Raw genomic sequence first — 14,251 nt, forward strand, 5'->3', positions numbered from 1 at the left:
TAGGAATAATAGTTATTTGGAACCTGTCCTTTTGATAATCATGATGGATTTGTATTTATCAAGATCAAAATGAGGTGATTCGAGCTTCAGTTCTGTAGGAAAAGGAAAGTTCTTGTCAAAGAAATAGAGCGTTGTAGAGCTTCCGTAGTCATTCGTAGGGAACAGATCTGCAGCACCTTCATAATCTGCATTTGCGATATCACCGACTGAAATAGCATAAATACGGATAATACCACCCTTATTTTGTTCATTACGCACAAAAGCAACTTCTTTGAAATCTCCTTTCAGATCTGCGATACTTTTTTGAGTCAGCGAATCTTTAAAAATAAATCCTACGATCAGTATAATTGGGATGATCAGCAACCAGGCTTTTTTGTTTTTGCTCTTCATTAAAGCGAAATTTTAATATCAAGGAGTTTGAAAAATTCTTTTAAAATGGCCTGATGTCCCGGCCATGCAGGTGATGTCACCAGATTACCGTCTACTATAGCCTGATCTGCAGGTATATTTTTCCATGTTCCCCCGGCAAGTTCGATGTCCGGTCCTACAGCTACATAAGCTGTCAAAGTGCGCCCCGCTAATACTTTTGCGGCAGTCAATACCTGAATACCATGACAGATAGCGGCCACAGGTTTGTTGGCGTCAAAGAAATGTTGTGTAATTTCCAGTACACGCTTATTCAAACGGATATATTCTGCAGAACGTCCGCCTGCAATATAGAGTCCGTCATATTCTTCCGGATTGACACTGTCGAAGTCCTTGTTGATACCGAAGTTATGCCCGCGTAATTCCTTGTATGTCTGATCTCCGGTAAAATCATGCACTGCTGTAGGTACTACATCTCCTTTTTTGCGTTCAGGAGCGATGGCGTCAACATCAATTCCAATTGCACCCATTGCCTGAAAAGGTACCATTGCTTCATAATCTTCTACATAATCGCCTACTAATAATAAGATTTTTTTTGCCATGATCTTCTAAATTTTTATAGTGTTAAATATACAAGTAATTGCTTTGAGCGGCAGATCAGTTTAGTAAAATATACGTCATGAATTGCCTTGAAGTTTTTCGGCCATTGTTCTTTTTGTCTTCCTGACTTTCGCTTCCAGCTGACTTCTCAACAACATATTAACTACTCCTTTTCCTTCTTCAAAGTTATCATTGAAACTAGGCAGCGAAAAGGTGTCCAGAACATCTCCTCCGTCAAATGGCATCCGTGCAGTTGCAATGCTCAATACCGATTGTCCGCCTCTGGCACCGGGACTTGTAGCCATCAGAAAGATCGGTTTGTCCGCATATATCTTTCTTTTGGGAATGCGGGAAATCCAATCGACCAGATTTTTGTACCCCACATTATAATTGCCGTTATTTTCAGCCAGTGAGATAAGAATAAGATCTGCCCAGTCGATCTTGTCCACAAAATTATGCACTTCCTGTGGTATTCCTATTTCTGCTTCTACCTGCTTGCTGAACAGCGGTAACGGAAAATCATTGAGATCAGCAATCTCAATAATATCTTCGGCTTCTTTGTAATATCTGGATACAGATGATACCAGTTTTTTATTTATAGATGAGGAACTGTTGCTTCCTGCAAAAGCTAATATTTTCATATCGTAAACTTAACTAAATTTTATATCTTCAGCCTAATTAAAACTATAACAATGAAATCTAAACCTTGTTTTTTACTTCTGTTTTTGATGGTTTGTTTTTTTAAAGGATATGCACAGACCGCTATTCATTGGTTAGACCCTTTGACCGAAAATGCTGTGTCAGGCAGGGTTCCCGGATTAGCAAAGAGTCATGACTATGGCCGACTTCCTGCTTCTCTAAAAGAACAGGTGAGGGAGCCGGTATGGTCGTTGGGAACTAATGCAGCTGGTTTGTTTATAGATTTTCAGACAGATGCAGATTCTATTATAGTGAAGTATACACTTAAGGGTTCACTCGCAATGCCGCATATGCCTTCCACCGGTGTAAGTGGTCTCGATCTGTATGCCTTTGATCCGGTCAAAAAGATCTGGAGCTGGGCTGCAGGAAGGTATGATTTTAGTGATACCTCTTCATTTGTGTTTTCGAATATAGCATCCAACTCCTCTCTGCAGTATCGCTTATATCTACCTTTGTATAACTCCGTTGGCTGGATGAATATCGGTGTGCCGGAAGGGAGCAAACTGGAGTTCTTGAAGAGGGATAGTAAGCCTGTAGTGGTATACGGTACGTCTATAGCTCAGGGAGCCTGTACATCAAGACCTGGTTTGGCGTGGACCAATATTCTGGGCAGACATCTGCAGATACCTGTGATTAATCTGGGGTTTTCTGGTAACGGACGATTAGAAGAACCTGTCCTAAACCTGATGAATACTGTCGATGCGCGCGTTTATGTGCTGGATTGTATTCCTAATCTGGGTATTACCAAAGATTTGTCAGAAAAGCAATTGGACTCTTTGCTCAAGAATGCAGTATCGGTATTGCGTCTGAAACACCCCAAAACGCCGATAATTATTACAGAACACAGTTCGGGTATGGATCCACAGGTGATGAATCTGGGAACAAACGCAGCTTATACACGATCGACTGTGATTGCAAGGAAAGCATTCCGGGATATGCAGCAATCCGGAATAAAAGATCTGTATCTGCTGTCAAATACAGCTATCGGTCTTGATCTGGAATCAACGGTGGACTATGCTCACCCCAATGATCTGGGAATGATGAAGATTGCACGTGCATATGAAAAACTGATCCGGAGCATACTGAAGTAAAAAAATATCCTCACCTGTATAAGCAGGTGAGGATAACATTATATAGCTAAGAATGGCTTAGAGCTTACTTTCTTTTTTCTTTTTGCGGATTTCCGGTTTTGAAACCTTGAGTTCATATTGTCTCTCCAGATACATAATGATCTCTCCAGCGATATCTTTTTTAGTTGCTTTTTCTATTCCTTCCAGTCCGGGGCTTGAATTGACCTCGAGTACTAATGGACCTCTTTCCGATGGAATCATATCCACTCCACAGACGGTCAGACCCAATTCGGCAGCAGCAGCTATGGCTGTATCTTTCTCCTTCTTGGTCAGTTTGATGACTTCAGCACTTCCTCCTCTATGGATATTGGAGCGGAATTCACCTTCTTTGGCTGTTCTTTTCATAGCTCCGACGACTTTTCCTCCAACGACGAAGGCGCGTATGTCCGTTCCTTTGGATTCTTTAATAAATTCCTGTACAAGGATATTATTCCCTAATCCATAGAACGCTTCAATAACGGATGAGGCCGCTTTTTTTGTTTCAGCGAGCACAACACCTATACCCTGTGTTCCCTCCAGCAATTTGATAACCAGCGGCGCACCACCGACCATGCTGATCAGGTCATCTACATCGGAGATGGTTCTTGCGAATCCTGTTACCGGAAGTCCGATGCCGGCACCCGAAAGGATCTGCATACAGCGCAGTTTGTCCCTTGAACGGGTAATAGCCTGACTTGGGTTGGCTGAAATAACACCCATAACCTCAAATTGACGTACAATAGCAGATCCATAAAAGGTAACAGATGAACCTATCCGCGGAATAATGGCATCGATAGGGCCGATCTCCTGACCACGATAATGAATGCTTGGGCTGTCCTGGCGGATGCCTACGTAACATTTGCTGTGATCCATGACCACACACTCATGTCCTCTTTTCTCGGCAGCCTCCACGAGTCTTCGTGTGGAATACAAAGATTTATTAGTTGAAAGAATAGCGATTTTCACTGAACTGTTAGTATTGTATTGTTATAACAAATGATATGCTGCTTGGTTTTCCTTTTGCAAATTTATAAGGAAGAGTTTTCTGAGAGGTTGTATTTTGAAACGTCTACAAGGAATTTTTTGCTTATAAAATTTCGCCCAAGAAGCATTGGAAATTTCATTCCCGAACGATTTCGGAATGAAAGTTTAATATTATATAGTTGATCGAAGAGTTTAATCTTAGTAAAGATCATATACCTGATCTCTGAATGTCCAAAAGAGCTTTTTACAACTCCCTGGCGTACTATCGGAAACCGGATGACACGTGTGCTCTCTGTCTCAAAATCGTCGATGATCGTGCATTGTATAAATTTGTGTCCGTTTTCTTCTTCAATATGATATTCTTCACAATGAAGAACAGAAGTACGGGCACCTGTATCGATTTTTGCCTTAAAATTGTACAAGCCAAGTTCCGGCAGATCTACCGTTTCATACCAACCTATGGTTCGCATTTCAGCCATATATCTACCGTTTATTCGTATTCAAATGTTCCGTAAGGAGAGTGGATCGTTACCTTTTTGCCTAAAGCCTCTTCCACACGGCCTACAACCTGCGCAGGAATACCAAATGATTCAGAAATCGCAATAATATCCTGAGCAATGTCTTCCGAAACGTACAATTCCATACGGTGTCCCATATTAAAAACCTTATACATCTCCTGCCAGTCTGTTTTTGATTCTTTCTGGATCAGATCAAACAGAGGTGGAACAGGGAACAGATTATCTTTGATAACATGCACATTATCCACAAAGTGTAATACTTTTGTTTGCGCACCACCTGAACAATGCACCATTCCGTCGATTTGTGAACGATATTTATCTAAAATAGTCTTGATAACCGGAGCATATGTACGGGTTGGTGATAAAACCAGTTTACCTGCGGTGATGGTTTCTCCGTTGCCTATTTCAACAGGATCTGTCAATCCTTTACCACCTGCAAATACCAGATCATAGGGGACTGCAGGATCAAAGCTTTCCGGATATTGTTCGGCAATCGCTTTATGAAATACATCATGACGTGCAGATGTAAGGCCATTGGATCCCATTCCGCCATTATATTCTTTTTCATATGTGGCCTGTCCGTATGAAGCAAGTCCCACGATTACATTTCCGGATTTGATGTTATGATTGGAAATCACATCCTTACGAGGCATACGACAAGTAACCGTACTGTCAACAATGATGGTACGCACAATATCGCCTACATCTGCAGTCTCTCCACCTGTAGAATAGATGCCAATACCCATATCACGAAGTTCAGAAAGTATCTCTTCAGTCCCGTTGATGATTTCTGCAATTACTTCTCCAGGGATCAGATTCTTATTTCTTCCAATAGTAGAAGATAACAGGATATTATCTGTTGCACCTACGCACAGCAGGTCGTCAAGATTCATAATAATAGCATCCTGTGCGATTCCTCTCCATACTGAAGCATCTCCTGTTTGCTTCCAGTATACATACGCCAATGAAGATTTTGTACCTGCACCATCGGCGTGCATAATATTACACCATTCTTCATCACCAGCCAGAATATCAGGGATGATTTTACAAAAAGCTTTAGGAAACAGTCCCTTATCAATGTTTTTGATTGCATTGTGTACATCCTCTTTACCTGCGGACACACCTCTTTGGTTGTATTTTAAATCTGACATCTTGGGGCAAAAATAGTCAATCATCCTGATATTTACAGGAAAATTGGCGAATATTAAACGGATTTGAGTATGGACCAGGAGTCTACCAGTTTGTCAAAGGTGAAGCGGGCATTTGCCGGACTGGTGCTGGGCAGGCTGTGATAGGATATTTGCGGAAGTCTCTTATGGTATCTGTCATACAATTGTTTTGCTTTATTACCGTTAAAAATGACGTGCTGTATAGAAGGTACATATTTTAGCAGGCTGATGATATCGTTAGGGATTTCTGAAAGAATTGCTGTATCCATACTGCCCGGACGTATTGCAGAAGCACAGGTATCCCACAGAGCAATATGATGATCCTCTAAAAGCTGAATGCGTCTGGAATAACCAGATTCATATTCTTTTTCCATAAGATGAAATAATAATTTCCAGAACCGGTTTTGAGGATGTGCATAATATTGCTGCTGTTCCAGCGATTTATCTCCTGGCAGAGAACCCAGAATTAAAAACCTTGGAAAAAGACCACACACAGGAGGAAAAGATTCTTTTAGCATATTCTAAAATTACAAAAAATGATAAATCTATTAGTCATTTGAGTTTCAGATAGTAGATTTAATGATGATGTTCATGTGCTGTAGGCCCAGCTTTGATATTACACAATACTGAATTATCATGTTGGTTAGCTGCTGTTTTCAACTGAATAGTTACATGATGAATGTTTAAGTGTTCCAAATCGTGTTCTATTTTACGAAGCATTTTTTCGCTTTCTTCAATTGTCATTTTTTCATTGACTATGGCATGGCAGGTCAATGCATTTAATCCACTGGTGATTGTCCATATGTGCAGGTCATGTATATTGTTAATACCTGGAGTGCCCAGTAATTTTTTTGTCACTTTTTCAACTTCAACATTACTCGGAGTGCCTTCCATAAGAACATGTATTGCGGATTTAGTAACTATGTAACCGCTTCGCAAAACCAATAGAGAAACGATAACACTTGCCAGTGGATCAGCCCAACCCCAACCAAAAAACATAATGAGTAATGCTGCAATTATAGCACCAACCGACCCCAACATGTCACTTAGTACATGCAGATAGGCTCCACGCATATTAAGATTTTCCTTGACATCTGCGCCACGCATCATGATCCACGCCACAAGTACATTTATCAATAAGCCTATAAATGCAATTATGAGCATTCCTCCTGATGCAATCTCTGGCGGGTTTTGGAAGCGTTCAACAGCTTCATAAATAATATAAGCCGAAATCAGTATTAATGTTGCACCATTAATGACTGCTGCTAATATTTCAAATCGTTTGTAGCCATATGTTTTTCCATAATCAGCTACTTTGTTGCTGAATGTAAAAGCCATCAGAGCAATGAAAAGTGAAATAGCATCACTCAACATATGTCCTGCATCTGCTAATAGGGCAAGGCTATTTGTAATCAGACCACCAATAACCTCTACTGCCATATAACCCGTGATAATTACCAAGCTAATGGTTAAGGTCTTTTTATTCGCAGTATGCGATTGGCTATGTTCGTGATTATTTCCCATAATTTACTGCTTTTTAAATTTTAAATGTAAGCTGTTAGCATAGTCTTTTTGAATAAACATTGTAAAATTGACAATTATATCGTGTCTATCTGTTATAGAATTTTGTGTTTAATTTGTAAGATTTACAGATTATCAAACTAATTCTTTTATTTTGCTGAAATAAGCTGTTTAACAGGTTGCCCACAAATGAAAATATTCCAAAATCTATGAAAATCTCTATGCGTTTGGAGGGTCTGTATACATAATATTTCATTCTGTATAAAAACAGCGCCATTCTATCTATTTACTAAAAATACCATCCCGATTTGAAAAAGCAGTGGCAAAAGCGATTTCCTATCATAAAATGCTGGATAACGAAGAAAAAAATCTGCTAACCGATCAGATAGAAGGCGAATTTATATTTATAAAATCCGACCGGAGATATTTTAAAGTTGTTTTTAAGAATATTTTATTTATCGAGGGATTGAAGGATTATGTTATTATTCATACAGAAAATCAAAAACTAATTACCCACACGAATCTGAAGAATGTTCATACATTATTGCCATCAAATAACTTTTTAAGAGTCAACCGTTCGTATATTATCAATAAAGACCGGATCGATTCTTTCAGCAACAATGATGTATTTATAGGGGACAATGAAATAAGTATCGGTAATTTTTACCGGGAAGGTTTTCTGAAAGAAATTATGAAACATTAATTGAACAATCTGATTTCTCTTATTGAGAATATTTTCATATTTCAAATACTGATGCTTTGCAAGAATATCCAATTTAATGCTGCGTACATACTTTTCCTTTTTTTCATGATTCGCATACCCCAAGTATCCTTATTTACCGTTGATTCTTTTCTTGAAATTTTAATTTTAAAAGGACTTGTTTTTGAAATTAAAATGATATAATTTTGATATCATATCAATAACACTAATATTTAAATTATGGAAAAGTTAATCAAACCTATTTCAGGCTTTCTGGCCTTATTAATTGCGGTAATATGTTTTGCGCTTGCCATATATTGTATTGTTCTGGTCAAGGACAATCCGACATATGGGTTTATAAGTGCATTGTTGTTTCTGGTATTTGCTTTTACACTTAAAGGTCTCATGATTATCAGTCCGAATCACTCCCGCGTATTGAGCTTTTTCGGCAGGTATGTAGGAACAGTAAAAGAAAACGGTTTGTTCTTTATTAATCCTTTGTATTCAAGTATCAAAGTGAGCCTTCGTTCGGATAACTTACAGGGGCAGACGTTAAAGGTTAATGATAAAATGGGTAATCCTATTGAAATCGGAGCTGTAATTGTGTGGCAGGTAGGAGATACATACAAAGCTTCTTTTGATGTAACAAACTACACTTCATATGTTCGTACACAGAGTGAAGCGGCTGTGCGTCATCTGGCCGGAAGTTTTCCTTATGATAATCTTGAAGATGAAGAAGCTTCTATTACGCTTCGTGAAGGAGGAGAGACCGTCAATCATATTTTAGAACAGGAATTGACGGATCGTCTTGCTCCGGCCGGGATTGTTATTAAAGAGGCTCGTATCAGTCATCTGGCTTATGCTTCAGAGATTGCAGGAGCGATGTTACAACGTCAGCAGGCAACTGCTATCGTAGCGGCTAGAGCTAAGATTGTAGAAGGTGCTGTGGGTATGGTGGAGATGGCACTTCATAAGCTTTCGGAGAAGGATATTGTGGAGCTGGATAATGAGAAAAAAGCAGCGATGGTCAGTAATCTTATGGTGGTACTTTGTGGTGAAAAGGCAGCCTCTCCGATAGTCAACGCAGGTACTTTATATCAATAAAATTGAAAACAGGATGTCGGATAAAAAGAATTTTATGTTAAGGGTCGATGCTGAAATGTTCAAGGCATTGGAAAAGTGGGCAGCCGACGAATTCAGAAGTGTAAACGGTCAGATTGAATATCTCCTGAATAAAGCATTGAAAGAGAACAAACGTCTTAAAAGTAAAGATTCAGGGGATAAGTCTGAAAAATAACCTATCTTTTCGGTATCTGCCTGTTAATAATGCAAGAGTGTGTAAGCTCCTGCATTATTTTTTTTGTATTTGCTAAATCAATTTTTGATAACAGGAATATGATTTGTTTGAAAAATTGACTTGATTTTTTGTGATTATTTGTATTTAAATTATACATTTATTAAAATCGATAAGAATTTTGATAATAGATGATCTGGACATTGTGCCAAGAGTGGAAAGAATGTCATTTTGATAAGGATTCAGGTAAATATTATTTGAAAGCTATACATTTGAAAGTATTAAAGAAGTAATGTGATATGGAAATTGGAAAGAATACACGGCTGATGGTGATCAGTACAAGTACAGTATATGGAAGTGATTTTTTAGTTTATATACGTGACAGGATAGCGGAGTTTACAGGAGAAAAACAAATTTTGTTTATTCCTTACGCCCGTCCGTCCGGAGTTACATATGATGAGTATACCTCCAAAGTAGGTCAGGCTCTTATATCCTTAGGTATTAATGTAAGAGGTATTCATGAGTTTGAAGATCCGGCGCAAGCCATACGTGAGGCTTCTTCCATTTTTACGGGTGGGGGAAATACCTTTTTACTGCTTAAGACTTTGCAGGAAAAAGGATTGCTGCCGGTATTGAAAGAGGAAATTGAAAAAGGAAAACCCTATATCGGTACTTCTGCGGGATCTAATATCACCGGATTAACTATCAGTACCACCAATGATATGCCGATTGTCTATCCGCAGGGATTTGATGCTTTGCAGATTTTGCCGTTTAATATCAATCCCCATTATCTGGATCCGGATCCTAACTCCACGCACAAAGGAGAAACCCGTGAGACCCGTATTCAGGAGTTTCATGTCTATAATGCACAACCTGTCCTGGGTATACGGGAAGGAAGCTGGTTAGAGGTGGAGAACGGACAAGTCATACTTGCCGGAAATCTGACAGCCAGACTTTTCAGACAGGGAGCAGCACCTGTGGAACTCTCTCCCGGACAGATTGATTTTTAAGTTCTGAAAAACAGCTTTCAGCCTGAAAGCCAAAATAAAAGGTTAGCTTTGCCGCGTTTTGTTCACTATAATAATGGAGTTCCGATGGATCAAAATAACCTACTTCATCCTGCAGACATTGCAGAACAACTGGCAGAGTTAACCGGAAGAGAACTGTATCAGGCATTTTCTGATTATCCCCTGGATATCCGGCTCGAAATTTTCTCTTTTTTCGATAATGCTGCGCAATATGAGCTGATAAAACAATTGTCGGAAAAAGAACTGTCCGAATTTCTGAATAATCTAAAACCTGATTTACGTAATGAGCTGTTTTATCAGTTGCCGGATGAAATGATCAAGTATCTGATCAACCTTCTCAATGAACGGGAAAAGCAGATGGCGCTGGAGTTGATCGGTTACAAAGAAGATAGCATTGCGCGCCTAATGACGCCAATGTATGTACAGGTCAGGCTGCATTATACCGTAGCTGATGTATTCCGGCACATTAAACTTTTCGGCAGAAAAGCAGAGACGCTGAATTTTGTATATGTGGTAGACGGACAGAATGTGCTGATCGATGATCTCAAGATCGGTCAGCTGCTGCTGGCTGATGAAAATACAAAGATCTCTGAACTGGTAGACTACAATTTTGCTGCTATCCGGGCCTCCACACCAATGGAAGAAGCATTCGAGATCTTTCAAAAGTATGACAGGAGTGCGCTTCCTATTATTACAGATAGTGGTGTATTGGTTGGTATAGTGACTTTTGACGATGTACTGGATCGTATAGAAGATCGTGATACGGAAGATATCCATCGTTTCGGAGGGATGGATGAGCTGGATCTGGCTTATACAAAGACTCCTTTGCTGGAACTGGTACGTAAGCGTGCAGGATGGTTGATTATCCTATTTCTGAGTGAAATGTTAACAGCTTCAGCTATGAGTTATTATGACGGAGAGATTGCGAAAGCGGTGGTACTGGCTCTGTTTGTGCCACTTATTATATCCTCCGGCGGAAATTCCGGATCTCAGGCTGCATCACTTATTATACGGGCCATGGCACTTGGCGAACTGAAACTGAAGGACTGGTGGTATGTCATGAAGAGAGAAATTTCCTCCGGGATTATTTTAGGTGCTATCTTGGGTTCTATAGGATTTATACGGATTCTGCTCTGGCAGCAACTTGGTATATATGATTACGGTGAATACTGGTTTTATATAGGTTTGAGTGTATCCATATCTTTATTGTTTATCGTATTATGGGGGACATTATCCGGATCTTTTATTCCCTTTATCTTACGAAGACTCGGAATGGATCCGGCTACTGCCTCGGCTCCATTTGTGGCTACATTAGTCGATGTATCCGGTCTTATTATCTATTTTTCTATTGCTGCATTCTTCCTCAGCGGCAAATTATTGTAAACATGCTGTTATTGTCAAACAGATAGGCTTTTAAACTGTTAAAGAGATGGGAGGCAAATGTAGGCTTCCTCTCTATATTGTTAATATTAAAAACATATCTATATGGCAAAGATTGTAGCCGATCAATTGGTGGAGATGCTCGTGCAGGCGGGTGTAAAAAGAGTATATGCAGTTACGGGAGATAGTCTCAATTTTTTTAATGAAGCTATCCGAAAAGACGGGCGTATCAAATGGATTCATGTACGACACGAAGAAGTAGGAGCATATGCTGCTGCTGCAGAAGCAGAACTGGATGGTATTGCCTGCTGTGCGGGTAGCTGCGGTCCGGGACATGTACATCTTATCAATGGAATGTATGATGCACATAAGTCGCATGTCCCTATGCTGGTTATTGCCTCTACCATCAATACGCATGAGATGGGAATGGATTATTTCCAGGAAACAAATACCATCAAATTATTTGACGATTGCAGTTGCTATAACCAGCTTATTACTACTGCAGAACAGGCTCCCCGAATTATTCAGACCGCTATTCAACATGCGATCAGTAAAAAAGGAGTCGCTGTTATCGGTTTGCCGGGAGATGTCAGCGAGCTGAAAGCTGTGGATACAGAGACCTCTACACAGATCTTCCGTTGCAATCCAACGATCCGTCCTTCAGAGGACGAACTTTTGAAACTGGCTAATCTGATAAATTCAAGCCGATGTACCACTATTTACTGTGGTATTGGAGCTGAAGGAGCCCAAGAAGAAGTCGTTCAGTTGTCACACCATCTTAAAGCTCCTGTAGGATATTCTTTCCGGGGAAAGATGGGTATACAACATCATAATCCAAACGAAATCGGTATGACAGGTCTGCTTGGCATGCCTTCTGCATATCAGAGCATGCACGATTCTGATTTAGTGATTCTGCTGGGAACGGATTTTCCATATGAAAATTTTATGCCTGTTGATAATAAAATTATTCAGATTGATACCAATGCAGAACGTCTCGGAAGACGTGCAAAACTGGATTTGGGATTGATCGGGGATATCAAAGATACTATTGTGGCACTTCTCCCTTTACTGAATGAAAAGCTGGATGATAGTTTTTTGAAAAGTCAGCTTGATTTTTATGAAAAAGTAAAGGAGAATATGCATACGTATATCAATGCAAAAGGAGAGGAAGATACCATTCAACCAGAATATCTGGCGCATATCATTGATACAAAAGCTTCTGAAGATGCTATTTTTACGGTAGATACAGGCATGACCTGTGTATGGGGAGCCCGCTTCATTACAGCTACCGGTAAGCGCAAAATGCTTGGATCCTTTAATCACGGATCTATGGCCAATGCGATGCCTATGGCTATAGGAGCTGCTCTGGCTTATCCGGATCGCCAGGTAATTGCGATGTGTGGAGACGGAGGGTTATCTATGTTACTCGGTGATCTTGCCACTATACGGCAGTATAATATTCCGGTTAAGATTATTGTTTTTAATAACCGATCACTTGGAATGGTCAAATTGGAAATGCAGGTGACGGGTTTGATGGATAATGAAACCGATATGATCAACCCTGATTTTGCAATGATTGCAGAAGCAATGGGTTTCAGAGGGATAACAGTACGTAATCCTGAAGAAGTGAGCGGAGCTATAGATGCGGCATTGCTGCACCTGGGACCTGTATTGTTGAATGTATTTACCAATCCAAGCGCACTGGCGATGCCACCTAAAGTGAATCTGGATCAGATGTTTGGAATGGCAAAATCAATGACAAAACTGATGTTAGGAGGGAAAATGCAGGAGGTATTTGATACGGTAAAATCCAACTATAAACATCTTAAAGAGTTGTAAGGTATAGCGTTAACACGATGACTGTTGTAGTAACTATTACTGCAGCAGTCATAATGTTTTTAGAGGTTATGGATTAGATACTTTATTTATTTTAAAAGGTGATGATAGATGTAATTTATATTCGTTTTTGATATTATATCTTGTTGTATAATCGATGATTGTTTCAATATCGTATTTGTTATCTTTTAATAACTCGTCTGTCAAAGCTTCATCATCTCCGATTAGCTTAAGGAGCTTCTCTTTCCGTTTTTCCTTTTGTTTTTTAAACAGAACCTTATTGTTTAATTCCACAAACGTTTTGGAGTGCAATTTTCTTCCAAATATATAATCAGAATGTGCATAGCCAAATCCGGTTCCTGACCCCGTATTAGTAAATGCTGTTAAGAATTTCCACTTTCGATCTCTTATATGAAAGATTTCAATAACTCCATCTACTACACATTGCTGAAATTCATTTTTAGCCATCTTACTATTTAACCATTCATCAGGGGAGTATTCAAATAGTTTGGCACCTTCTTTATATTCCCATTTTATTGATTTGAAGATTTCCTTTTTCTCATCATTGAAAATTTTAATAATTTCATCACTGCTATAAATGATTGACTGTGCTGTATTACTCTGTCTGAACTTAACTTTTATAGAACTTAATTCTTCCATTTTACCCCATATTGTATCTCCTTTTAAAGTGATGAGATAATCCTGCGCATATGAACTACTATAAATGCCTATAGACATCAAGGCAAGGAAAAGATACTGAAAGATGGTCTTCATAACCCGTGTTGATAAATTTATATTTTTTGACTTATTTGCCTGCAATAATAGCTTATTTTTTTTTAATTCTATATTGATCAGGATGTTATACTAACTTGTATAAGATTTTTGATTTTTTAGATGAAAAAAGGCGATTTCTCCTTATATTTGTCGTGCTGCCCAAGTGGCGAAATGGTATACGCACCGTCTTCAGGTGGCGGCGCCGCAAGGTTTGCTGGTTCGACTCCAGTCTTGGGCACAAAAAAGGTTTACATTGAAAAATGTAAACCTTTT

At 39.3% G+C, this 14,251-nt stretch carries 16 protein-coding genes and 1 tRNA gene; 8 read left to right on the forward strand and 9 right to left on the reverse strand.

The window, feature by feature from the left end; all coding sequences use genetic code 11:
• Positions 1-12: 12 nt before the first annotated feature.
• The 3 genes from B4B65_RS08760 to B4B65_RS08770 form a co-directional block, all read right to left on the reverse strand.
• Positions 13-390, reverse strand: a complete 378-nt coding sequence (locus B4B65_RS08760; RefSeq protein ID WP_293915133.1) for a hypothetical protein — start codon at positions 388-390, stop codon at positions 13-15.
• Entirely contained in the window at positions 390-968 is a 579-nt protein-coding gene (locus B4B65_RS08765) for a DJ-1/PfpI family protein (RefSeq protein ID WP_293915135.1), read from the reverse strand. Before B4B65_RS08765 ends, B4B65_RS08760 begins: the two co-directional genes overlap by 1 nt.
• A 75-nt stretch (positions 969-1,043) precedes the next feature.
• Positions 1,044-1,607: an NADPH-dependent FMN reductase gene (locus B4B65_RS08770; protein WP_293915137.1), complete on the reverse strand. Its 564-nt coding sequence runs from the start codon at positions 1,605-1,607 to the stop codon at positions 1,044-1,046.
• Positions 1,608-1,658: 51 nt separating this feature from the next.
• Here B4B65_RS08770 and B4B65_RS08775 point away from each other — a divergent pair, with 51 nt between their 5' ends.
• Positions 1,659-2,756, forward strand: a complete 1,098-nt coding sequence (locus B4B65_RS08775; RefSeq protein ID WP_293915139.1) for an SGNH/GDSL hydrolase family protein — start codon at positions 1,659-1,661, stop codon at positions 2,754-2,756.
• A gap of 57 nt (positions 2,757-2,813) precedes the next feature.
• Here the strand turns inward: B4B65_RS08775 and rimK are convergent, their stop codons facing one another.
• The 5 genes from rimK to B4B65_RS08800 form a co-directional block, all read right to left on the reverse strand.
• The gene (rimK, locus tag B4B65_RS08780; RefSeq protein ID WP_201680065.1) at positions 2,814-3,740 is read right to left on the reverse strand and encodes a 30S ribosomal protein S6--L-glutamate ligase; all 927 of its coding nucleotides are present in this window, start codon (positions 3,738-3,740) and stop codon (positions 2,814-2,816) included.
• Between the two features lie 62 nt (positions 3,741-3,802).
• Positions 3,803-4,237, reverse strand: a complete 435-nt coding sequence (locus B4B65_RS08785; RefSeq protein WP_201680064.1) for an ATP-dependent zinc protease — start codon at positions 4,235-4,237, stop codon at positions 3,803-3,805.
• Between the two features lie 11 nt (positions 4,238-4,248).
• Positions 4,249-5,427 carry an AIR synthase related protein gene (locus tag B4B65_RS08790; RefSeq protein ID WP_293915142.1) on the reverse strand — a complete coding sequence of 393 codons (1,179 nt, stop codon included), beginning with the start codon at positions 5,425-5,427 and terminating at the stop codon, positions 4,249-4,251.
• Positions 5,428-5,480: 53 nt separating this feature from the next.
• Positions 5,481-5,963, reverse strand: a complete 483-nt coding sequence (locus tag B4B65_RS08795; RefSeq protein WP_293915144.1) for a DNA-deoxyinosine glycosylase — start codon at positions 5,961-5,963, stop codon at positions 5,481-5,483.
• A 58-nt stretch (positions 5,964-6,021) separates the two neighbouring features.
• A complete protein-coding gene (locus B4B65_RS08800; protein ID WP_293915146.1) occupies positions 6,022-6,969 on the reverse strand; it encodes a cation diffusion facilitator family transporter in 948 nt (315 codons plus the stop codon).
• A gap of 316 nt (positions 6,970-7,285) precedes the next feature.
• On the opposite strand from B4B65_RS08800, the gene B4B65_RS08805 reads away from it, so the two are divergent.
• The 6 genes from B4B65_RS08805 (at position 7,286) to B4B65_RS08830 (ending at position 13,207) form a co-directional block, all read left to right on the forward strand.
• Complete coding sequence (locus B4B65_RS08805) at positions 7,286-7,669, forward strand: LytR/AlgR family response regulator transcription factor (protein WP_293915148.1); 384 nt, start codon at positions 7,286-7,288, stop codon at positions 7,667-7,669.
• A 237-nt stretch (positions 7,670-7,906) separates the two neighbouring features.
• Positions 7,907-8,770 (forward strand): SPFH domain-containing protein, encoded by an 864-nt coding sequence (locus B4B65_RS08810; RefSeq protein WP_201680061.1) that lies wholly within the window; start codon positions 7,907-7,909, stop codon positions 8,768-8,770.
• 13 nt (positions 8,771-8,783) lie between these two features.
• Positions 8,784-8,963 carry an Arc family DNA binding domain-containing protein gene (locus B4B65_RS08815; protein WP_293915150.1) on the forward strand — a complete coding sequence of 60 codons (180 nt, stop codon included), beginning with the start codon at positions 8,784-8,786 and terminating at the stop codon, positions 8,961-8,963.
• A gap of 296 nt (positions 8,964-9,259) precedes the next feature.
• Positions 9,260-9,970, forward strand: a complete 711-nt coding sequence (pepE, locus tag B4B65_RS08820) for a dipeptidase PepE (protein WP_293915152.1) — start codon at positions 9,260-9,262, stop codon at positions 9,968-9,970.
• A gap of 84 nt (positions 9,971-10,054) precedes the next feature.
• A complete protein-coding gene (mgtE, locus tag B4B65_RS08825) occupies positions 10,055-11,371 on the forward strand; it encodes a magnesium transporter (RefSeq protein ID WP_293915154.1) in 1,317 nt (438 codons plus the stop codon).
• Between the two features lie 102 nt (positions 11,372-11,473).
• On the forward strand, positions 11,474-13,207 hold the full coding sequence (locus B4B65_RS08830) for a thiamine pyrophosphate-dependent enzyme (protein ID WP_293915156.1): 1,734 nt from the start codon (positions 11,474-11,476) through the stop codon (positions 13,205-13,207).
• A 66-nt stretch (positions 13,208-13,273) separates the two neighbouring features.
• On the opposite strand, the gene B4B65_RS08835 is transcribed toward B4B65_RS08830, so the two are convergent.
• Positions 13,274-13,978 (reverse strand): hypothetical protein, encoded by a 705-nt coding sequence (locus tag B4B65_RS08835; protein ID WP_293915158.1) that lies wholly within the window; start codon positions 13,976-13,978, stop codon positions 13,274-13,276.
• Between the two features lie 157 nt (positions 13,979-14,135).
• Between B4B65_RS08835 and B4B65_RS08840 the strand changes: the two genes are divergently transcribed.
• Positions 14,136-14,216: transfer RNA gene (locus B4B65_RS08840), tRNA-Leu, on the forward strand.
• The last annotated feature ends 35 nt before the right edge of the window (positions 14,217-14,251 follow it).

The sequence above is a fragment of the Sphingobacterium sp. UBA5789 genome (genome assembly GCF_002418355.1).
Classification (GTDB): domain Bacteria; phylum Bacteroidota; class Bacteroidia; order Sphingobacteriales; family Sphingobacteriaceae; genus Sphingobacterium.